The following is a 21,216-nucleotide window of genomic DNA, read 5'->3' as shown; positions in this document are numbered from 1 at the left end:
ACTCAAAGCATTCACCCGTAATGGGTACTATTTACTTTGACAGATGTATTTTTTGACAACAAGTGCAGCGAACCCAATTTTACCCGGAGGTTTTTCTAGTATATTTTCTTCACTTGTCAAATTTTTCCAGGTGTTTTCGATCACAACTTATTAGAGAGTAACCTCACCAACCACTAATGTTAAATTTTGTTAAGTTAACCTTGTATAAAAAATTTTTTTGTCCTCAACATTGTTAACTATGAATTTAGAATCTATAGAGATGCGTCTGCAAAAACTCCAGCAAGAAGAAGCGTTAATCATTAACCAAGTGGACAATGCAATTGCCCTTTTCGATCGATCCAACCAACTAATCTTATTTAACAATAAGTTGACCCTGATGTGGGGATTACCTACAGCGTTTTTGGAAGAAAAACCCACAGAGCAAGTTATTTTTAACCGGATTGTAGAACAAGGCTATTGGTCGGAGTCACAAAAGCAACAATTGGAAACCTATTTACAATCAGAAGATATAGCAAATAGTTGTTTCTACTTACAACAAAGTAATAGCATTTGTTTAGAAATTTACACCACGTTAACCTCTGACGGAGGACGCTTATTTACGTTCCGTGATGTGACAAAATATCAGCAAGCACTGCGTTCCGCTAACGAAACTCAAGCTTCATTAAATGCGGAAGTTAGACGGTTAGATTTTTTACTACAACTCACTGAACGATTGCAACCCGCTACCGATCTAAAAGAACTAGGCAAATTTGCTCTCAGCTATTTGGTAGAGGTAACGGGTGCAGCATTTGGGGATGTAAAAGTAATTATCGGTAATAGTAATCAGCGTTATGCTGGTGCGATTACTAATCAGATTTCGGGACAATTTATTGCTACTCATGGAGAAATAGCGGTTGCGGAAATGCAAGCGTTATTAAATCAAGGCATTCCATACGGTGAAGGGTTACTCTGGGGGGTAGTGGAAACTGGGGAACCCATGTTTGTGGAAGATTACTATAAAAATCCGAAAGCTTTACCGGGGTTTAAGCATCCGGCGATCGGACAATTGGGCATTTTTCCCATCCCAGCGGCTGATGGTACGATCATCGGAGTGCTAACATTGGAATCCCGGAGTTTACAGAAGTTACAAGAAGCGCCGCAACAGGATATGCTGATGGCAGCTTGTCGGACTTTGGGTGTGGCGATCGAACGAGTGCAAGCACAGGAGAATTTACGGCGAATTAATGAAGACTTGGAACGCGCCTCGCAGATGAAATCGGAGTTCTTAGCTTCCATGTCTCACGAATTACGCACTCCGCTAAATAGTATTTTAGGATTTTCCGATCTATTGTTACGCCAAAGTGCGGGTTCTTTGAGCGATCGGCAAGTTAATTACGTTCAGACGATCGAACGCAGCGGCGAACACCTGTTACAACTAATTAACGACATTCTCGATCTTTCCAAAATTGAAGCTGGCAAAGTTGAACTAAATTTAAGACCTGTTTCGATCCATTATCTTTGTACAGAATGCCTGAAAATGATTCAAGTCCGAGCAGTGAAAAAACGACTGGCGCTGACTTTGGAATTGGATTACCGTCTAGAACAGGCAAACATCGACGAACGTCGCGCTTGTCAGATTTTGATTAATCTGCTTTCTAATGCGGTAAAATTTACCCCCGAAGGCGGACAAATTAAACTTTCTAGCCGCTTAGCTTATGGTAGCCAATTAGAGAAAGAATATCGTCCCGATCGCTCTGCGATCAATCCCAGTACCCCTTACCTCTGCTTAGAAGTAGAAGACTCCGGGATTGGTATTCCCAAACATAAATGGCATTTGTTATTCCGTCCCTTTCAACAGGTGGATGCTTCCCTAAATCGCTATCACGAAGGTACAGGTTTGGGTTTGGTGTTGACAAAGCGATTAGCAGAATTACATGGTGGTACAGTCTCTTTAGAATCGGAAGTAAACAAAGGTAGTAAGTTCCGCGTTTGGATACCGCTAACAGAAATGCGCCAGGAACAAGCTAGAATGGCATATTTAGACTTCTCTCCATCGCAGTCGAAAATAAATCTGCAACTCAAAGAACCCCCAACTTCACCAGCTAAAGCCGAGACTAAGCGAGTTTTGGTGGTGGAAGATCAACCATACAACCAAGCTTTTATTTCGGAAGTGCTCGAACTTGAAGGATATAAGGTAGAGATGATTTATGATGGCGGAACGATGATGCAGACAATTTACTCTCCCTTAGTTACGCCCCAACGTTTACCAGATTTGATTTTAATGGATATTCAATTGCCCCAAGTAGACGGATTTCAGTTGATCCGCCAACTCAAGGCGCATGAGTTATGGAAAAGTGTCCCAGTGGTTGCAGTTACAGCGATCGCTATGTCTGGCGATCGCGATCGGTGTTTAGCTGCTGGTGCTGATAGTTACTTGAGTAAACCCCTAAAAGTCGATGAGTTAATTGCTTGTGTGCGCTTGTATACAAACAGCGAATCAAAAGAAGTAGATTCGTAAATTACCTAGCCTAGAGTTGAACATTTATCATTAAATTGTTTCAATATATTAAGAAAGCTTTATTGTGTGAGAGTAAAATTTCCTGAAGCTAGGAACCAAACGGGTGTATCTCTGTCACCAAAGACTTTGATTTTTAAAGCCTTTGGAGTTATTGCTAACTTTAAACCTGATTTTTGATGTTTGTGGTTGTACCACATTAGTAGTTTTTTTCCTTAATTATGCTAAACCACCCGCCGAAAATATTGCTCGTAGACGACCAGCCTACAAATCTTATTTTACTAGAAAATTTACTACAATCGGAAGGCTACGATACAGTTTCAGCGACTTCTGGAATGGAAGCACTGACAATGGCTAAAACATCAACTCCCGACTTAATTGTACTGGATGTTATGATGCCAGGAATGAATGGTTTTGAAGTTTGCCAAAAATTACGGGAAGATAGCATTTTACAAACTATACCGATTATTTTTTTGACAGCCTTAGATGACGATCGTTCTAAATTGCGCGGTTTAGAAGTAATGGGAGACGATTTTTTAACTAAGCCGTTTAAAAATGACTTACTTTTAACTAAGATTGCCAGTATTTTACGACTTCAGGAAATTCGATCGCAACAATTTCAACAAGAAATTAAAGAGAAAACTAAAAAGCAATTATCAGCAGCCTGGAATATTAATTTAGCACTTTCGGAAAAATTACGTTTATTCGTCCCCGATCAATTTTTGCACCGTATTGCCCCTAATGGAGTAGAATCAATTCAATTAGGCAATGCTCAAGAAGAAGAAATTACAGTTTTATTTTGTGATATTCGTAAGTTTACTACTATTTGTGAGTCGCAATCTCCCAGTGAAACTTTCCAATGGTTAAACGTATTTTTTACCCAAATGAATGCTTGTATTATCGCAAATCATGGGTTTATTGATAAATTCTTAGGTGATGCTTTAATGGTAGTATTCGATCGTCCAAAAAGTCACCCCCAAGATGCGGTAAATGGCGCATTAATGATGCAACAAAAAATTGTGAAATTTAATAGCGATCGAGCAAAATATAACTTAATACAACCGATTAATATCGGTATTGGAATTCACACAGGCAAAGGAATTATTGGTGCTTTGGGTGCTGATTCTCGGATTGATTCTACAGTGATTGGTGACGTGGTGAATACAGCAGCAAGATTGCAAGAATTAACTAAACATTATGAATGTGGTATTATTGCCAGTGAGTCAGTAATTTCTCAATTGCATCCATCAGAATTTTTTGAGGTGCGTTGGATCGATCGCGTAGTACCCAGAGGAAAACAACACGCACAAGACATTTACGAAATTTTTGAAAGCGGGGTTAAATTGCGATCGTAATAGTACAATAAAAAAATATCTTACAAAGTCTTCAATAAGTTACTCAGACAATTTCAGAAGATTAATAAAGGAGATAATTAATCACAATGAAAACATCTATCAATATTAACCTAGCGTATGAAGAAATTATAAATTTTCTTGCAGCGGGCATAACATCGCAAAGTTTAATTGATTTTCAAGTATCAGAAACCGTTAAAGAAAGAGTATCTGACTTAATTTGGCGAGAAAAGAATGAGGGGATATCTTCCGAAGAAAAATTAGAATTAGATAGTTATTTCATGTTAGAACATTTATTAAGATTAGCCAAAGCTCGTGCATATAGTTTTATTAACCATGAGGCTTAAAATATAATTAAAAAATATCCTTCTCCTTCAGCAATTAGAAGAATGAATGCTTAATCAACTGAATCTGATTTATCAGTAAGTGTTTCAGATTGATTAACTTTGGATTCAGAGATTTGGTTGCGAAAAGGCCAGCCCGATCGCTTATCATAGTTAGAAGCGATCGCTAAAAGCACCCCACCTAAGATGAACACTGGTAATGGCAAAGATAAGTGTTTCATCCACCTAAAAAGTTGTGCCAAAGCAAACAATAACAGAAAACTAGCGACCCAAACTCTCATTTTTTCACCTCATTACTTGTCTGATTATATTGCTATCCTAAAAGTAGCAGGAAAGCAGGAGAGACAAGGGGACAAAGGAACAAAGGGAAGTTCATTAACCCAAAACAGGATCGGGATTTATGGATTTAGATGATGTTCAGGATTATTCTAGAAATATCGTCAATTTGTAAATCTTGTAAATCCCAACCTAACGTTTTCCCTAACTCAAAATTCAAAACTCAAAACTCTCTTCCCAGTCCCCAGTCCCCAGTCCCCAGTCCCCTATTGATGGAGAGAGATTCTGTGTCATCATTAACGCCAGAAATCAAGCAACGGGTGGAACAATTACGGCAAAAGCTTCAGGAAGCAAGCTATGCCTATTATGCTCTCGATAATCCAATTATGGAGGATGCGGTATACGATCGCTTGTACCGGGAATTACAAGATTTAGAAACCCAATATCCAGAAGTAATTACCCCACATAGTCCCACCCAGCGAGTAGGCGAACGTCCCGCAACTCAGTTTACCGCAGTGCGGCACAATATTCCGCTCTACAGTTTAGAAAATGCTTTTAATATAGAAGAGTTTGCCAATTGGCAGGAACGTTGGCGGCGTTATGGGAAAGAACAGGAAATAGGGAAAGAATCTTTTGAGTACGTTTGCGAATTGAAAATTGATGGTTCAGCTTTGGCGCTAACCTATGAAAATGGAGTATTAGTTAAAGGTGCGACTAGAGGTGATGGAATTACCGGAGAAGATATCACCCAAAATGTGAAAACAATTCGTTCCATTCCCCTGAAATTAAACTTAGAAAATCCACCCTTGCGCGTCGAAGTAAGGGGAGAGGCATTTTTAGCATTAAATACATTTAAACAAATTAATCAGGAACGGGAAAAAGCGGGAGATACATTATTTGCCAATCCTCGTAATGCTGCTGCGGGAACTTTGCGCCAGTTAGATTCTAGAATTGTGGCAAAACGCAGGTTAGATTTCTTCGCCTACACTTTACATATTCCCGGAAAAGATGATACCGAAATTACCCAAACTCAATGGGAATCTTTGGAATTGTTGCAAAAAATGGGTTTTAAAGTAAATCCCAATCGCCAACTTTGTCAAACTTTAGAAGATGTCGCAGATTACTACAATTATTGGGATACAGAAAGGTTAAATTTGCCCTACATGACTGATGGGGTAGTGGCGAAACTGAATTCTTTAAAATTGCAAGAAAAACTCGGTTTTACGCAAAAATTTCCCCGTTGGGCGGTAGCTTTAAAATATGCAGCGGAAGAAGCACCAACTCGCGTCGAAGCTATTAGCGTAAACGTGGGAAGAACGGGTGCAATTACACCTTTGGCGGAACTGACTCCAGTACAATTGGCAGGAACGACAGTTTCACGGGCGGCGCTGCATAATATTGATTATGTGCGATCGATCGACATTCGTGTAGGCGACACCGTAATTGTTCACAAAGCAGGAGAAATCATCCCCGAAGTTGTCAAAGTTTTAACCGAACTTCGCCCCCCCAATACTCAACCTTTTGAAATGCCAACTAGTTGCCCAGTTTGCAATCAACCTGTGGTAAAGTTACCCGATGAAGCAGTCACCCGCTGCGTGAATGCTTCCTGTCCCGCAATTTTAAAAGGCGCATTGGTACATTGGGGAAGTCGTGACGCTTTAGATATTAACGGATTAGGCGAAAAACTAGTGCATCAAATGGTAGAAAAAAACCTCGTGCATTCCGTCGCAGATTTGTATGATTTAACCCCCGAAAAACTCATGACTTTAGACAGAATGGGGCAAAAATCAGCCACCAAATTAATCGACGCAATTAATCAATCAAAAACTCAACCTTGGGCAAGAGTATTATATGGTTTAGGAATTCGTTTAGTAGGTAGCGTCAACGCCCAAACTTTAACCCAAAAATTTACTAATGTCGAACAATTAGAAGCAGCATCAGCAACATCAATTGCAGCAGTTTATGGCATCGGCGCAGAAATTGCCCAAAGTGTTTTTCAATGGTTTAGAGTTCCCGCCAATCAAACCTTAATCGAAAGATTAAAAGCAGCAAATTTGCAACTAGAAAATCAAGAATCTACCACATTTTTATCAAATCAAAGTAACAAACTTAACGGCAAAACTTTTGTACTTACAGGAACTTTACCCACCTTAAAACGCGATGAAGCTAAAGATTTAATTCAAAAAGCTGGCGGAAAAGTTGCTAGTTCGGTGAGTTCCAAAACTGACTTTGTAGTTGTGGGAGAAGATGCAGGTTCTAAACTAAAAAAAGCTGAAGAATTAGGAATCACCCGATTGTCGGAAGCGGAACTTTTACAAATGTTGGAAAATTAAACTGAAATACATACTCGACTTCTCTGAGAAGTCGGGTATCTGAGCAAATCCAAAATCTAAAATAGCCTCATGTTATTGCATCAAAGTTCGGGAAAATGGCGTTTAGGGTTAGCACTATCATTATTAACTGTTTTATTATGGGGAGTGCTACCAATAGCTTTAAAAGTAACACTTCAAGGATTAGATCCCTACACCGTTACTTGGTTTAGATTTTTAATGTCTTTCATCTTAGTTGGAGTGTATTTAGCAACTAGAAAACAACTACCTTCGAGGGAAAAATTACGTTCTCTTCCCTTACGTTTGTTAGGAGTTGCCAGCGTATTTTTAGCTTTCAACTATATCCTTTATTTATTGGGTTTATCCTACACAAATCCGGCAAATGCTCAAGTTTTAATTCAACTTGCTCCCGTGTTAATGGGATTAGGAGGAATCTACATTTTTAAAGAACGTTATACCTTGATGCAATGGATAGGTTTAGGAATGTTAACTTTAGGTTTTGCTTTGTTTTTTAATGAACAATTAAAAACCTTGTTAACTGTTCAAGGAAAATACTTGTTTGGTTCGGGTTTAATCGTTATAGCTGCAATAGTTTGGGCAATTTACGGTTTAGCTCAAAAGCAACTTTTGCAACAATTAACTTCAGCCAATGTGATGTTATTAATTTATGGTATTTGTGCGGTTTTATTTGCTCCTTTCGCTCATCCCGAATCCATTCTTAACTTAACTCCTTTGCAGTTTTGTATGCTGATTTTTTGCGGGTTGAATACTGTTATTGCTTACGGTGCTTTTGCTGAATCTTTAGAACATTGGGAAGCATCAAGAGTTAGTGCTGTGTTATCAACTACTCCCATTGTTACTTTAATATCTGTTTGGATGGTAGCATTATTATTTCCAACTTGGATTGTGAAAAATAACCTGACATTTTTAGGGGTTTTGGGCGCACTTTTAGTTGTAGTGGGTTCGATGACTGTTGCTTTGGGGAAAAAGCATTAATTCCGCAGAATGGTAGTAAGTTAAATTTCAGCAGATATAGCAAGGAAATTTTAAGAGTATTTCCTGAACCAAGAAAAAATCGATCCATATTTTAACAAATTATTCAATATTTGTGTAAGGTTGATTTGCCGCTTTGTCTAAATTTACAAAAGTCTCGACGTTTAGGAAATTGTTAGTCAGTATATAGATAGGTAGCGATCGCCGTTGTAGTTCTTTTAAACGATGAATCGCTAAGTTATTGCAGAAGTTGTGTTTGTCAAACTTCCTAAGATTATGCGTAAATTAACTTATTCAATCCCCAAGTCTTTTAACTGGGTCGGAATTTTACTAGGAATTTCTCTGTTGACAACTATTGGGTCTACTTTTCCGGCAAGATCCGCAGAAAGATTGCAAGTATCTTTAGACATATTACAACGGACAATTTCTGTAAATTCTTTAGAAGCTTACGCTAAAAGAGGCGTAGTTAATAACGATTTAGCACCTTACGTTCGATCTGTTAATCCCCAACAACAAGCATTATTGCGCCGGATTTTACTTAAACGTTTAGAAGTTAGACCGATCGCAATTTCTCAATTCTTCAACACCCCACAAGCAGCAATTTTACTGCGAAGATTAGGACAGGTTGTTCAGACAGAATCAGGAGAAGTAGGTTCTCAAGCAATTCAACAAGCCTTAATTTCTGCTGCTAACGATCCAGAAGGAATTACTTTACTAAATGTTTTACGTAAATTTCCGGCGACTGGAGTCAGAATTGATTTAACTAGAGGTTTACAACTTGCGGATGATTTATCTAGAGTAATCGAGCAATCTAATAAAGCAGTTGCAGCTGTTAACCAACAAGCAACTACTTTAGTAACAAATCAAACTCTGGCACAAATAGCTACATTACCAAACTTGCGCCAATCGGGAACTTTTACTACTAACAAGCAAACAATACAATTACGAGATTTACGCCGCAACCGCAGTTTTAAAGCTGATATTTACCTACCAATTTCTGATAATACTAACCAGCAATCAACAGCTGCACCAGTAATTGTAATTTCTCATGGTGTAGGTTCAGATAGAGAAACTTTTGCTTATTTAGCTCAACATTTAGCTTCCTTTGGATTAGCGGTTGCAGTGTTAGAACATCCTGGTAGTAATGCACAACAATTACAAAATTTATTTGTAGGTAAAGCAGAAGAAGTTGCTCAACCTTATGAATTTATTAATCGACCTTTGGATGTCAAATTTCTCCTCAATGAATTAGAGAGACTGTCCCAAACAGATATGTTGTATCGAGGTCGGTTAAATACGCAACAAGTGGGAGTAATTGGTCAATCTTTTGGTGCTTATACTGCATTAGCTTTAGCAGGTGCAGATATTAATTTTAATAGTTTGCAAAAAGATTGTGCGGCTATTAATTCTACTTGGAATTTGTCACTTTTACTGCAATGTCGGGCTTTAGTTTTACCAAATTATAATTATGATTTGCAAGATTATAGAGTCAAAGCGGCGATCGCCATAAACCCCATTAGTAGTAGCATTTTTGGTAAAGATGGATTGGACAATATTAATATTCCTGTTGCCATAGTTGCTGGTAGTGCTGACACAGTTGCACCAGCTTTACCAGAACAAATTGCGCCTTTTACTTGGCTGAATGACCCCAAAAAATACTTACTGATTATTAATAACGGTACACACTTTTCGACTTTAGGTGATTCTCCATCTAGCGTACCTTTGCCATCATCAGTAGTTGGCCCCAATCCTGCTTTAGCGCGTGATTACATGAAAGTTTTCGGTGTAGCTTTCTTCAAATTTTATATTGCCGATCGACCAGAATATAAAGCTTATTTGACTCCATCCTACATTAGAAATTTGAGTCAGGAGCCTTTGCCTTTAAGTTTAGTGCGATCGCTCACCGAAACTGAGTTACAATTAGCTTTAGATCGTCCGTCTCCAGCGCTAATTATCTCGCCTAATCGCGACTAACAATCACTAATTCTTAATTACTAAATCGTGCAAGGTTTCCTCAACTTAAACAAACCATTTGGGATTACTTCTCACGACTGCGTAGCTAAAGTACGCCGTCTATTACGTCAAAAAAAAGTCGGACATGGCGGAACATTAGATCCCGCAGCAACAGGCGTTTTACCCATTGCTTTAGGTAAAGCAACTCGCCTGTTACAATATCTGCAAGAAGACAAAGCTTATCGTGCCACAATTAAATTAGGCGTAACTACCACTACAGACGATTTACAAGGAGAAGTAATAGCCGAAAATTCGGGAAATCAACTAACTTTAGCAGAAGTGAAATTAGCCTTAGAAAAATTCCAAGGAACTATTCAACAAATTCCCCCAAATTATAGTGCGATTCAAGTTCAAGGTAAACGTTTATATGACTTAGCTCGTGCTGGAGAACAGATTACAATTGCTGCTAGACCTGTGGAAATTCATCAAATAGAAATTTTAGATTGGCGAGGCGGAGAATTTCCAGAGTTAGACTTAGAAATTGTTTGTGGGCCTGGTACTTATATTAGAGCGATCGCCCGCGATTTAGGAATAGCTTTACAAATTGGCGGAACTCTCGCTGCCTTAACTCGCACCGCTAGTTGTGGGTTAAATCTAACCGACAGTTTGACTTTTGCAGAATTAGAAACTCAAATAGAACAAGGAACATTTAATCCCATTCCACCAAAAAAAGTTTTAGAACATTTAGCAACAATCAATTTATCAGACAAAGAAGCTAAAGCTTGGTGTCAAGGTCAACGGATTCTCCTTTCAGATATTTCACCTAAATACTCAGGAGATTTGCGGCAAGTTTATCACGAAGACAACAGCTTTTTAGGCATTGGTAAAGTAGTTAACCCTGACGGTAATTTCCTGTTAGTTCCACAAATGGTATTTGCACCAGAATAAAGCTTGACAGGAAACACAAAATTTGAACTCTCAGAAACTTCGTAGTCACATGGGAATCAAGTCTGGACAACAAACCAATTCGATCGACTAGTCTATTTATTGAGCTTCATTTGTGCTTTGGCGACGACGGCGTAAACCGAAGAAAGAACCTACACCCAACAAAGCAAGCATTGCCGAAGGTTCAGGTACGCCAACAGCAGCATTACCTGTAACACCACGAACCGCAACTACAACGTCATTAAAATCGCGATCGGAGTTTTGGTTTTCGCCACCAGTTGCTCCTCTAGGGCCAAATAAATCTTCAAAACCAATTAATACCCAATTTTCGCCACCAGCGTTTACATTATAAGCAACCATGTGCTGTAATCCATCCGGGTTGTTAGCAGCAACAGCACCGTAGCGACGAGTGCTACTGCCATTAGGAGCAAGAGACAAAGATAATTGAGTATCGCCTTGGTAGCTACCTAAACTGAAACCTTGACCTAATGTTAATGGGCCATTGCTTTCTGGCAAAATACTGTTAGGAGAAGCAATATCACCCCAAATTAGTCTTTCAGGGCTATTATTTACAGAGTAGTAAAGAGCATTTCTAAAACCTGCTCCTTCGTTAATAAAGTAAATCTCTGCATTATCAACACCATTTGCCCATCTCAAACTAGCAGGATCTAACTCTAAAAGTTCCGCTCCTGAGAGTTGTAAACGCTCTCTTTGTACATATTGATTAAACTCAGACCAGATTGAGTTACTTAGTTGCAAAGCACTAGCTGTTGTGGCGTGAAACACGCTGGCGACAGAAACTGTAGCAATAATTAATCCTGTTAAAAATTTAGATTGCATGGTTTTTTCCTCAGATTTTTGTTTGGAGATTCAGGTTTTAAGCTGATTTATAATGTCTTCTAATATTTATTGAATTGCAAGCGTTTTTGTCGATTTTTACTAATACTTTATAATGATTAAATCATATTTAAAATTGCTGTTAATTAGCCAAAATTCAATACAAATTACACCTAATCAAAGACTCACTTAATCTAAAATTGCATCAAAATATTAGTCATAATTTCGGTCTAATTTGCTAAATATTCTCATTCTGAGTTGAGGTAAAAGCGTTTGATATGTATTTATACGGTTAATTTTTCTGTAATTTTACTAGTTAAGTTAGTTTATGTAAGAAATACGATCGCTAAACCTATCTATAATTTCCCACCCAGTACTGACCCAGATTTTTGCTACTAAACTTTCCCAAAGATCTGAAAGCCATCGGGATTGGCAAATTTTGTACCTGTAGTTGCTACCTTAGAAAATATACAACTTGCTATCTCAGAGGAAAGGATAATGAGTCGTCGCGATGATGCAAAAGCGATCGTTAATGAATTAAAGACCCAAGTCCTCATCTTGGGTGGACTTGTCGCCCTAATGTGGATTGTGGAATTTTTCGACCTCATGGTTTTTCGAGGTCAACTGGACTACTTTGGGATTATTCCTGGTGTACCTATTGGACTGCGTGGTATATTGTTCGCACCCTTTTTACATGGAAACTTCCTTCACTTAGCGGCTAATACCATTCCCTTTGTCACTCTTGGTTGGTTAATCATGTTACGAGAAACCAGCGATTTTTTTGTTGTCAGTGCCATTTCCATGATTATTAGTGGTCTGGGCGTTTGGCTATTTGCACCACCTCGTAGTATTCATATTGGTGCTAGTGGAGTGATATTCGGATATCTAGGTTATTTACTATTTCGGGGTTATTTTCAACGGAGTCCAGGCGCAATATTTTTATCGCTGTTCGTAGCCCTGGTTTACGGTAGTATGATTTGGGGTGTTTTTCCCTCACAAATTGGGATTTCTTGGCAAGGGCATTTATTTGGCTTTATCGGTGGTGCGATCGCAGCCCGTCTACTCTCCCCTCAAAAGCGTTAACAATCCTAGTAACTGATATCACTAGTCTCAACTAACCAACCACATCACTGAAGATGCTCGAAAATCCAAGTAGTTGACGAGAGAACCTAACTTAGAGATACTGTTGGTCTATCCGGGGGCAGATGCAAAAGCTACCTAAGCCCAGTATAGTGAGGAGTTTACCTGATGACTAATTTGTGTCAAAAAGTCGCTTTAGCGGGTGCTGCTACTATGGCAGTTACCGCTACTATGATTATGGCTAAGTCTGTCTCGGCTCAAAGCGTTACTATTTGCCAGAGCCTTAATTTTCAAATTGCAAGATGTTCCATTGATACTAGAGGTGGAGTAGTCTTAGTAAGACGATTTTCTCACAATCCTTGTAGACCTGAGATAGATTGGGTTTTTAACAGAGGTTCTGTTTGGGTGAGAAACGGATGTCGTGCCGAATTTCGGTCAGGTAGTATAGATCAGCGCTGGCAGATTTTCGACGAAGGAATATGTTGTGAATCAGACTGTTATTCCCAACCAAGACCTAGACGGCGTGTTCGTTATCCCAGAAGAATTCCGATTTGCCCTTATTAAAAGACAGGGAAGTAAGGGGAGTTTGGCATTTTGAGTTGATAAACTTCCCCTTATTAGTCTTGCTTTAATACCTGTCTGCAACAGTTGTTTTTTTAGATTATCCAAACCTAAAACCAAAGAAGTTTCCTAATACTTTTAATGATTAATTGCTAATAATTTAAAAATTACCTATCTTGGGGTATAACTCAGATCTTGCAGAGTATGGAGGTTCCACCTCCCGTAGTGCAAGATCTGAGCTTATTCCTTACCTTTAAATTGTCTGGGATGGTGGGGACGACAGGGATTACCCAAGCAAACTTGTCCGGCTGGCAAACTGCGAAAGACGCTACTGCGTGCGCCTACTATTGTATTTGCACCAATTTCTACACCTGGGCCAACAAAGGAATCAGTTGCTACCCAAACTCCGTTACCAATGGTAATCGGTGCGGTAATTAAACTAAAAGTGGGGTCTTCAAAGTTGTGATCTCCGGTGCAAAGGTAGCATTCTTGGGAAATGACGCTGTGACGACCGATGCGAATGTAATCCAAACTGTACAAAACTACGTCATCACCAATCCAACTGTAATCGCCAATTTCTACTTTCCAAGGGTAAGTGAAACGGGCGGTTGGTCGAATGACGACTCCTTTGCCAATTTTGGCACCGAATAAACGCAGTAGGGCGATTCTGGGTGCGTGGAGTTGGTGGGGTGTGAGGGGAAAGACGATCGCTTGTACCAACCACCAAAGTAAAATTATCCAATTAGAACGACCGCGATCGAAGTTTGATTGATCGTACTTTCGTAAATCCATCCAAGGTTCCGCATCCAACAAAGATTCTTTTTTGGATGCAGAATTTGGATCGGTTGATTCAGGAACCCACTGAGTCATAAGCTGTAGTTTCGCTAGTGGTAGGAGAATCGGTTGTAGATGTAGTTTTTGGGGGAGTAACTGGTTGTGGGGCGTTGTTTAACTGACCACCAAAACGGCGTAATTCGTAGAGTTTTACTCCAATTTGATATTCATATTGGCTCAAGAGTCTAGCATAAATATATCCGGCTCTCCCATCCAAAAAGCCCAATTGAAACACATAACTGATCAAAAAGCGTAGTATGGGTTTGAAAGGTAAATATACCCAAACTTTCTTTAAAAAGCGTTTGCGTTGGACGGCATCTCCGAAAATATTTGCGCCGATCGTCCCGTGATCTCCTCTACCAGTTAACAAGTTCAAATAAACGCGAGCTTCCCAATTAGAATAGCGATTGTGTCGTTCTAACCAGTGATAAATATCACGAAAGTCAATGTGCAGCATATCATTTTTGAGATAGCCAACTTTGCCATCTAAAATTACGTGCTCGTGAACTTCGTTATCTCCGGTGTTGCGAATTTCTTCCGTTCCCAAGTTTTCATAACGCCCTTTTTGATGACGGAAGAGGCGTAAATTCCAATCGGGATATCTACCACCATGCTGAATCCAAGTTCCCAGGAAAAAGACTTTCCGATTTAGGTAATAGCCGTTGTATTCTGGGTTTTCAATGGCAGCAGTAATTTCTGCCCACAGTTCTGGGGGAATGCGTTCGTCACAATCGACGATTAACACCCAGTCATTGCGGAAAGGCAAATTTTCTAATGACCAGTTTTTCTTTTTGGGCCACCGACCGTTAAAGTAAAACTGAACTACATTTGCTCCATATTTTTGGCAAATTTCCACTGAGCGATCGCTACTTTGCGAATCTACCACAAAAACTTCATCTGCCGCTGCCACACTTTCTAAACAAGCTGGCAAGTTAGCTTCTTCGTTTTTGGCTGGAATCAGTACGGAAACTGGGATTTTTTTGGCTGTGGCAGTCATGATTAGTAGTGCTTTTAGCAATAAACTTCAAGATAATCGGCAAGCGAGCCAATCAGGAACTAATTGCTCGCCCGATCTTATTTTTCCCGCTTGGAGGCGGAAAATAACCCTTTGATTACGGCACTTAAATAGCCAATTTGACCGTAGCTATATACTAAATTTTCAAACCTGCGATCGGGTTGGCGAAAATACTTCATTGATTTATAAACTCCATACATCAAGCGTTCGCCACCTCTCCCTAGTTGTTTTACCCCGGCTTTCCCGACTAGTTGTTCCCGGTAATATTCGCTGATGCCTTGCCACCAACCCCGGCTTAAAAACCATTGGGGGTTAACTCGTTCTGGGGAAACGTTATGTTGTACTAAAGCTTCTGGGATATAGGCGACTTGCCAACCTCGGTTTAAAGCTTGTTCTGTCATTAGTAGTTCTTCGTTAGATAGTAATTTTTTCCCGACTCGACCCAGGTTAATATCGAAACCACCGATTTCTGCTAAGAACTTGCGCCTAATTGAATAGTTTAAACCTCTTGGAGTTAAGCCTGGGCGATCGATATAAACTATTTTCTCACCCAGATTATATGCACCCAAATTTCCTGCTAAGTCATCGGAAAGCCAAGCTGGAGGCACAACTCCTTCGGGCCAAATTAAGGTAACTTTGCCACCTGCGATCGCTAGTTTTTCATTGCTTTGATAAGCTGCATACAGTATGCTTAACCAACTGGAACTAGCTACGGCATCATCATCAAGATAGGCGAGAATCTCACTTGTGGCTGATTGAGCGCCTGTGTTGCGAGCTACTGATAATCCCGTGATTGGTTCATAGACGTATTTCACGCTAGGGCGTGCTTGAACTATTTCACGGGTGCGATCGCTCGAAGCGTTGTCTACAACAATTATTTCATAATCAGGAAAATCTTGTGCCAGCAAACTATCAATAGCTGCACCTAAATATTTTTCTCGATTATGCGTACAGATAATTGCAGAAATTTTCGGCATAAACTTTCGCCTAATTGTTAACCTGCTTATCGCTTGTTTACGAAAAGCTACATTTGTTACCCAAAATTTTCATTATACTTTTTCGAGATGAACCCAAAAAAATTATTGTTGAACTTTTCTCATGCTACCAAATAAAAGTCTTTCTAGATATCCGTAAATTCTTTGACACTGCTATGATTATTAAGTACTCTAAACTACGTACAATCTAAGAGGTTTTATCGATCGGATTGTTCGAGTTTTGTTTATGACTCAATTATTTAAAAGACGAGTAATCTTAGTAACTGGCCCTGCGCGATCGGGTAAAAGTGAGTGGGCGGAATCATTGGCGCTACGATCGGGAAAATCGGTAATTTATGTAGCTACTGCTCAAACAGATCCCAATGATACTGAGTGGATGGAGAGAATTTCTCAACACATTCAGCGCCGTCCTTCCGATTGGCAAACTTGGGAAGTGCCTGTAAATTTAGCAGCAACGATTCAGGAAGCAAAAAGTAGTAGTTGTTTATTGGTAGATTCTTTGGGAACCTGGGTAGCTAATTTATTGGAATACGATCGAACTCATTGGCAGAAAATCTTAAAAGAATTGTTAGAAATCGTTGAGAATTGTGATTGTGATGTAATCTTTGTGGCAGAAGAAACAGGCTGGGGTGTAGTTCCGGCATATCCAGCGGGTCGGATCTTCCGCGATCGTTTAGGCAGTTTGGTGCGTCAAATCGGTGCGATCGCTAATCCCACTTACTTAGTCACAGCAGGTCATGTTTTAAACTTAAGTCAGCTTGGTACTCCCTTAAATCCTTAAAGAAGAAATCAGAGATTGCTATTACCTAAATAATCCCATTTTCCGAGATGGAAACTTTTTTAGGTACTAGTCTTGGGAAATAAATATTTTATTTCTTTTGGCAGAACAGCAGTAAAGGTTATGATTGACTCAGCAAGAAAAGTTATTCCTTTTTATAGCTGAGTTACTCCTCACCCAGAAGGAAACATAATTTAAGCAAAACAACTAAGATAAGGAAATAGTTGTGAGATTTGAAAGCGTCCCATTACTTCCCAGGGCAGTAAGGCAAAAATAAATACAGTTAAAAGTTAAGTAAAAGTTTTCAATAAACATTTTTTCTTGCTACCTGGGAACCTTGTTGTACTAGTTTTAACCAATGATTCACTATAAAAGCTATGGCCTCTGAAGAACAAGTTAAACAATATATTGCCTATTGGTTTCAACTAGGAAAGAGAGTTTTGATTCGCAATGGCAGAGAAACTTTGTTGCCGCAAAGGGTGATCCAAGGCGATCGCTACAGCGACGATTTTGAAGAGTGTTGGCAGAAAATAATTGCACCTGATGCTGGCGATTGTAATCTCGAAGGTACGCAGGAAACTGTTGCCGAATTACTCACACCTGCTTGGGATTTAAACCCTTGTGCGCGTTGTTCGATGCCAATACCAGTAAGGAATTTGGGTTTACCGCCTAATAATTGTCCTTGTTCTGATTTACCTACTTGGCCTAATTTGGACACGCCTTTGCCGCGATCGCCAGTTGACACCCAAGTACATTTAAATAGTTTAATTAGTCGTCTGTTAAAAAAAGAAAAAAGTCTTCATGAAGACTTTTCTGCGGACAATATCAAGGAAAAAGTAGAGTAACTTTTATTCAAGGTAAAGGTAAGGGTTAAGGGAACTATTCTTTTAACCTTGAACCTGACTTTATGCAAAATATTTTTTACAATAAATGGAGTTATTTTAAGGAAAGTATACTTAGGTTTAGTTGTGTCAATTTAAATGCAATTGATATTTAGGTAACAGAAAAAACGCAAAATTTCTGATAATGTAAAAATTACATTTACTTGGGAAGCAAACTACATTTGAATCTAAGACAATATGATAGATTCATGATGTTTGTAAATATAAAACATGGCTGTTTATCATAGCTACACATACGGCGATTTTAAATTACTACAGGGACAACCTATTCCTTTTGGCGCTACTCCGGTACCAGGAGGAATTAATTTTTCTATTTACTCTCGTCACGCCACAGCTGCGACATTAGTGCTATTCAAAAAAGGTGCAACAGAACCATTTGCTGAGATTCCTTTTCTAAGCGAGTTTCGCTTAGGTAATGTGGTCAGTATGATAGTTTTAGATTTACCAAATTACCAAGACTTAGAATATGGATATCGCGTCGATGGGCCATATAATCCAGAAGCAGGTCACAGATTCGATCGCACCAAAATTCTTCTAGATCCTTACGCGACTTGTGTGGGTGGTAGGGATATTTGGGGAGAATCTTTAAAAGAGGATGACATTTATCCCTATCGCGGACAAATTATCAGTAAAGAGTTTGATTGGGAAGGCGATCGACCTTTAGAAATTCCCGCCGAAGATTTAATTATTTACGAAATGCACGTCCGAGGTTTTACTCGTCACCCTTCCTCTGGAGTTAAAGCAGAACATCAAGGTAGTTTTGCCGGACTACAGGAAAAAATTCCTTATCTCAAAGAATTGGGAATTAATTGTGTAGAATTAATGCCAATTTTTGAGTTTGATGAGTTAGATAACCCTCGACATAATCCCCTCAATGATGACAGATTATTTAACTACTGGGGCTATAATACTGTAGGTTTTTATGCCCCGAAAGCTGGCTATGCAGCCACAGGTAATTATGGAAATCAAGCAAATGAACTGAAGACCTTAGTTAAAGAACTCCATAGAAATGGCATAGAAGTAATTCTAGATGTAGTGTTTAATCATACCGCCGAAGGAAACGAGAATGGCCCAACAATTTCTTTTCGGGGTTTAGATAATAAAACTTACTATATGCTGACTCCTGAAGGGTTTTACTATAACTTTAGTGGTTGCGGCAATACTCTTAATTGCAATCATCCAATTGTCAGACAATTTGTGGTAGATTGTTTGCGATTTTGGGCATCTGCATATCACATTGATGGATTCAGATTTGATTTAGCTTCTATTTTGGGAAGGGATACAAAAGGTGAACCTTTAACTAATCCACCATTGTTAGAAACTTTAGCTTATGACCCAGTTTTAGCTGAGTGTAAATTAATTGCAGAAGCTTGGGATGCTGGCGGACTTTATCAAGTTGGTTCTTTTCCGAATTATCACCGCTGGAGTGAATGGAATGGAAAATATCGGGATGCGTTAAGAAGGTTTATTAAAGGCGATCCTTTAGTGGGAGAAATAGCGCAACGCATTCAAGGTTCGCCTGATTTGTATGCTTGGACAGGCAGAACTGTAGATAGTTCAGTAAATTTTATTACTGCCCATGATGGCTTTACTTTAGCAGATTTAGTAGCTTATAACCAAAAACATAATGAAGCTAATGGAGAAGATAATCGAGATGGAGCTAATGCTAATTTCAGTTGGAATTGTGGAGTTGAAGGGGAAACTGACGATCGAGAAATCATTGAATTGCGCGATCGACAAATGAAGAATGCGATCGCCATTTTAACAGTCAGTCAAGGCATTCCGATGTTACTAATGGGCGATGAAATGGGGCGATCGCAACAAGGAAATAATAACGCCTATTGCCATGATTCAGAATTAAGTTGGCTAGATTGGAATTTATTACAAACTAATAAACAATTTTTCCAATTCGTAAAAAATTGTATTGCTTTTCGTCATGCCCATCCTGTTTTGAGAAATCGGGAATACTTCCGCAATCAAGACTATATGGAAAGTGGTTATCCCGATATTAGTTGGCATGGAGTTTACGCCTGGAAACCTGATTGGGCAAGCTATTGTCGCACCTTAGCTTTTATGCTTTGTGGCAAACACGCCAAAGGAGGTACAGTCGAAGATAACTCAATTTATGTGGCAATGAATATGCACTGGGAAAGCCACTGGTTTGAATTACCTAAACCACCATTAGAAACAAAATGGCACATTTTTGTTAATACCGGACTTGCCTTTCCCGAAGATGTTTACCAACCAGGGACTGAACCAATTTTAACTGAACAACATGGAATTTTGTTGGGTGAGCGATCGGTAGTAATTTTGGTTGCGAAATAGGGATTAGGGACTGGGGACTAGGGACTGGGAAAGTTTTGAGTTGTAAGCTGTTCCGCATTTAAATTGGATTGTTTGGAAACAGAAGAAAATTCGTCTAATTCTCTCCCCTGCCCCCCTGCAATCTTAATAAGTGATTTAAATGCGTGACAGCTTAGGGGCGAGTTTTATTAAAAGATTGTCTAGGGAATATAAAGGTTATCTTACTAAACCCGCCACTACCGAATGTCCCCTTGTCTCCTTGTCTCCTTGTCCCAGTCCCCAGCCTAATCCCGCCTTGGAACTTCATAAGCAAGGAAATCATAAGCCATTGTTGTATTCGGAAAAATGGCTTTTGCCTCTTCCAACAAATCATTTAATTGAATGTCATTGCCTGGGGCATAGCGGGGACTAAAGTGAGTCATAATTAAATGTTTTGCGCCAGATTCTAAAGCGACTTGAGCAGCCATTGTGGAAGTAGAATGTAATCTTTGAAAAGCTAATTCTGCATCTTGATGAGCAAAAGTAGCTTCATGAATTAATAAGTCAGCATCTTTGGCTAAATCAACAGCGCCTTCACAATAAACCGTATCTGTACAGTAAACAATTTTACGCCCGGTTTGATCTGGCCCACACAAATCAGCACCATTAATTACTCTGCCATCAGGTAAAGTAACTTGTTCGCCTCGTTTGAGTTTGCCATAAATTGGGCCGGAAGGAATGCCTAATTCCTTGGCTTTTTCCACATCAAAACGCCCTGGTTTATCTTTTTCTTCTACACGATAACCAAAAGCCGTGACTCGATGTTTTAAAAGACCACATTTGACAATATACTCGTCATCTTCATAAACTATCCCTGGTTCCACAGTATGTATTCTTAAGGGATAGGAAAAATGGGTAAATGAGTAACGTTGGCAAGCTTTAATGTAATCATTTAGACCGGGAGGCCCATAAAGATCGATTTTAGTGGGATTGCCAGCCAAACCATAAGTTGCTAATAAACCCATTAACCCAAAAATATGGTCGCCGTGCGTATGGGTAACGAAAATGCGAGTGATTTGGCTAATTTTCAACTCGCTGTGTAATAGCTGATGTTGAGTACCTTCGCCGCAGTCAAATAGCCAAACTTCTGCACGTTGAGGTAAGCGCAAGGCAACACTAGAAACATTGCGCGATCGCGTTGGTACACCGGAACTTGTGCCAAAAAAAGTAATCTGCACTTAAAT

Annotated in this window: 18 protein-coding genes; 12 read left to right on the top strand and 6 right to left on the bottom strand. The window is 39.3% G+C overall.

Annotation, left to right across the window (positions count from 1 at the left end; genetic code table 11):
- The first annotated feature begins 259 nt into the window (after positions 1–259).
- The 3 genes from ACE1CA_RS11710 (at position 260) to ACE1CA_RS11700 (ending at position 4,193) form a co-directional block, all read left to right on the top strand.
- Entirely contained in the window at positions 260–2,497 is a 2,238-nt protein-coding gene (locus ACE1CA_RS11710; RefSeq protein ID WP_413281073.1) for a hybrid sensor histidine kinase/response regulator, read from the top strand.
- Positions 2,498–2,715: 218 nt separating this feature from the next.
- Positions 2,716–3,849, top strand: a complete 1,134-nt coding sequence (locus ACE1CA_RS11705; protein ID WP_413281055.1) for a response regulator — start codon at positions 2,716–2,718, stop codon at positions 3,847–3,849.
- Between the two features lie 86 nt (positions 3,850–3,935).
- Positions 3,936–4,193: a hypothetical protein gene (locus ACE1CA_RS11700; RefSeq protein WP_413281054.1), complete on the top strand. Its 258-nt coding sequence runs from the start codon at positions 3,936–3,938 to the stop codon at positions 4,191–4,193.
- A gap of 50 nt (positions 4,194–4,243) precedes the next feature.
- On the opposite strand, the gene ACE1CA_RS11695 is transcribed toward ACE1CA_RS11700, so the two are convergent.
- Entirely contained in the window at positions 4,244–4,471 is a 228-nt protein-coding gene (locus ACE1CA_RS11695; RefSeq protein WP_413281053.1) for a hypothetical protein, read from the bottom strand.
- A gap of 282 nt (positions 4,472–4,753) precedes the next feature.
- On the opposite strand from ACE1CA_RS11695, the gene ligA reads away from it, so the two are divergent.
- The 4 genes from ligA to truB all read left to right on the top strand — a co-directional run bounded on the left by ligA (position 4,754) and on the right by truB (position 10,690).
- Positions 4,754–6,799 (top strand): NAD-dependent DNA ligase LigA, encoded by a 2,046-nt coding sequence (gene ligA, locus ACE1CA_RS11690; RefSeq protein ID WP_413281052.1) that lies wholly within the window; start codon positions 4,754–4,756, stop codon positions 6,797–6,799.
- A 69-nt stretch (positions 6,800–6,868) separates the two neighbouring features.
- Positions 6,869–7,792: a DMT family transporter gene (locus tag ACE1CA_RS11685; RefSeq protein ID WP_413281051.1), complete on the top strand. Its 924-nt coding sequence runs from the start codon at positions 6,869–6,871 to the stop codon at positions 7,790–7,792.
- 273 nt (positions 7,793–8,065) lie between these two features.
- Positions 8,066–9,763: an alpha/beta hydrolase gene (locus ACE1CA_RS11680; protein WP_486517773.1), complete on the top strand. Its 1,698-nt coding sequence runs from the start codon at positions 8,066–8,068 to the stop codon at positions 9,761–9,763.
- A gap of 27 nt (positions 9,764–9,790) precedes the next feature.
- Positions 9,791–10,690, top strand: a complete 900-nt coding sequence (gene truB / locus ACE1CA_RS11675) for a tRNA pseudouridine(55) synthase TruB (protein WP_413281049.1) — start codon at positions 9,791–9,793, stop codon at positions 10,688–10,690.
- A gap of 96 nt (positions 10,691–10,786) precedes the next feature.
- Here the strand turns inward: truB and ACE1CA_RS11670 are convergent, their stop codons facing one another.
- Positions 10,787–11,527 (bottom strand): DUF4114 domain-containing protein, encoded by a 741-nt coding sequence (locus ACE1CA_RS11670; RefSeq protein ID WP_413281048.1) that lies wholly within the window; start codon positions 11,525–11,527, stop codon positions 10,787–10,789.
- 495 nt (positions 11,528–12,022) lie between these two features.
- Between ACE1CA_RS11670 and ACE1CA_RS11665 the strand changes: the two genes are divergently transcribed.
- Positions 12,023–12,607, top strand: coding sequence for a rhomboid family intramembrane serine protease (locus ACE1CA_RS11665; RefSeq protein ID WP_413281047.1), 585 nt, complete (start codon positions 12,023–12,025; stop codon positions 12,605–12,607).
- A 165-nt stretch (positions 12,608–12,772) separates the two neighbouring features.
- Entirely contained in the window at positions 12,773–13,168 is a 396-nt protein-coding gene (locus ACE1CA_RS11660; protein WP_413281046.1) for a DUF3011 domain-containing protein, read from the top strand.
- Between the two features lie 237 nt (positions 13,169–13,405).
- Here ACE1CA_RS11660 and hpsU read toward each other — a convergent pair whose 3' ends face one another.
- The 3 genes from hpsU to ACE1CA_RS11645 form a co-directional block, all read right to left on the bottom strand.
- Positions 13,406–13,957, bottom strand: a complete 552-nt coding sequence (gene hpsU, locus ACE1CA_RS11655; protein WP_413281072.1) for a hormogonium polysaccharide biosynthesis acetyltransferase HpsU — start codon at positions 13,955–13,957, stop codon at positions 13,406–13,408.
- A gap of 58 nt (positions 13,958–14,015) precedes the next feature.
- The gene (locus ACE1CA_RS11650) at positions 14,016–14,996 is read right to left on the bottom strand and encodes a glycosyltransferase family 2 protein (RefSeq protein ID WP_413281045.1); all 981 of its coding nucleotides are present in this window, start codon (positions 14,994–14,996) and stop codon (positions 14,016–14,018) included.
- 77 nt (positions 14,997–15,073) lie between these two features.
- On the bottom strand, positions 15,074–15,991 hold the full coding sequence (locus tag ACE1CA_RS11645; protein WP_413281044.1) for a glycosyltransferase family 2 protein: 918 nt from the start codon (positions 15,989–15,991) through the stop codon (positions 15,074–15,076).
- 244 nt (positions 15,992–16,235) lie between these two features.
- On the opposite strand from ACE1CA_RS11645, the gene cobU reads away from it, so the two are divergent.
- The 3 genes from cobU (at position 16,236) to glgX (ending at position 20,014) form a co-directional block, all read left to right on the top strand.
- Positions 16,236–16,790 carry a bifunctional adenosylcobinamide kinase/adenosylcobinamide-phosphate guanylyltransferase gene (gene cobU, locus ACE1CA_RS11640; RefSeq protein ID WP_413281043.1) on the top strand — a complete coding sequence of 185 codons (555 nt, stop codon included), beginning with the start codon at positions 16,236–16,238 and terminating at the stop codon, positions 16,788–16,790.
- A gap of 374 nt (positions 16,791–17,164) precedes the next feature.
- Entirely contained in the window at positions 17,165–17,632 is a 468-nt protein-coding gene (locus ACE1CA_RS11635; protein WP_413281042.1) for a hypothetical protein, read from the top strand.
- Between the two features lie 267 nt (positions 17,633–17,899).
- Positions 17,900–20,014 carry a glycogen debranching protein GlgX gene (gene glgX / locus ACE1CA_RS11630; RefSeq protein WP_413281041.1) on the top strand — a complete coding sequence of 705 codons (2,115 nt, stop codon included), beginning with the start codon at positions 17,900–17,902 and terminating at the stop codon, positions 20,012–20,014.
- A 263-nt stretch (positions 20,015–20,277) separates the two neighbouring features.
- On the opposite strand, the gene ACE1CA_RS11625 is transcribed toward glgX, so the two are convergent.
- Positions 20,278–21,210 (bottom strand): ribonuclease Z, encoded by a 933-nt coding sequence (locus ACE1CA_RS11625; RefSeq protein ID WP_413281040.1) that lies wholly within the window; start codon positions 21,208–21,210, stop codon positions 20,278–20,280.
- Between the last annotated feature and the right edge of the window lie 6 nt (positions 21,211–21,216).

This window comes from Floridaenema evergladense BLCC-F167, assembly GCF_041929205.2.
Classification (GTDB): domain Bacteria; phylum Cyanobacteriota; class Cyanobacteriia; order Cyanobacteriales; family Aerosakkonemataceae; genus Floridanema; species Floridanema evergladense.
This window is presented reverse-complemented; position numbering and strand designations above follow the sequence as displayed.

Coding starts and splice junctions, on each gene's coding strand:
- ACE1CA_RS11705 (WP_413281055.1), top strand. CDS start 2,716: ATGCTAAACCACCCGCCGAAAATATTGCTCGTAGACGACCAGCCTACA.
- ACE1CA_RS11695 (WP_413281053.1), bottom strand. CDS start 4,471: ATGAGAGTTTGGGTCGCTAGTTTTCTGTTATTGTTTGCTTTGGCACAA.
- ACE1CA_RS11685 (WP_413281051.1), top strand. CDS start 6,869: ATGTTATTGCATCAAAGTTCGGGAAAATGGCGTTTAGGGTTAGCACTA.
- glgX (WP_413281041.1), top strand. CDS start 17,900: ATGGCTGTTTATCATAGCTACACATACGGCGATTTTAAATTACTACAG.
- ACE1CA_RS11710 (WP_413281073.1), top strand. CDS start 260: ATGCGTCTGCAAAAACTCCAGCAAGAAGAAGCGTTAATCATTAACCAA.
- ACE1CA_RS11680 (WP_486517773.1), top strand. CDS start 8,066: ATGCGTAAATTAACTTATTCAATCCCCAAGTCTTTTAACTGGGTCGGA.
- cobU (WP_413281043.1), top strand. CDS start 16,236: ATGACTCAATTATTTAAAAGACGAGTAATCTTAGTAACTGGCCCTGCG.
- ACE1CA_RS11700 (WP_413281054.1), top strand. CDS start 3,936: ATGAAAACATCTATCAATATTAACCTAGCGTATGAAGAAATTATAAAT.
- ACE1CA_RS11650 (WP_413281045.1), bottom strand. CDS start 14,996: ATGACTGCCACAGCCAAAAAAATCCCAGTTTCCGTACTGATTCCAGCC.
- ACE1CA_RS11670 (WP_413281048.1), bottom strand. CDS start 11,527: ATGCAATCTAAATTTTTAACAGGATTAATTATTGCTACAGTTTCTGTC.
- ACE1CA_RS11645 (WP_413281044.1), bottom strand. CDS start 15,991: ATGCCGAAAATTTCTGCAATTATCTGTACGCATAATCGAGAAAAATAT.
- ACE1CA_RS11635 (WP_413281042.1), top strand. CDS start 17,165: ATGGCCTCTGAAGAACAAGTTAAACAATATATTGCCTATTGGTTTCAA.
- hpsU (WP_413281072.1), bottom strand. CDS start 13,957: ATGGATTTACGAAAGTACGATCAATCAAACTTCGATCGCGGTCGTTCT.
- ACE1CA_RS11660 (WP_413281046.1), top strand. CDS start 12,773: ATGACTAATTTGTGTCAAAAAGTCGCTTTAGCGGGTGCTGCTACTATG.
- ACE1CA_RS11665 (WP_413281047.1), top strand. CDS start 12,023: ATGAGTCGTCGCGATGATGCAAAAGCGATCGTTAATGAATTAAAGACC.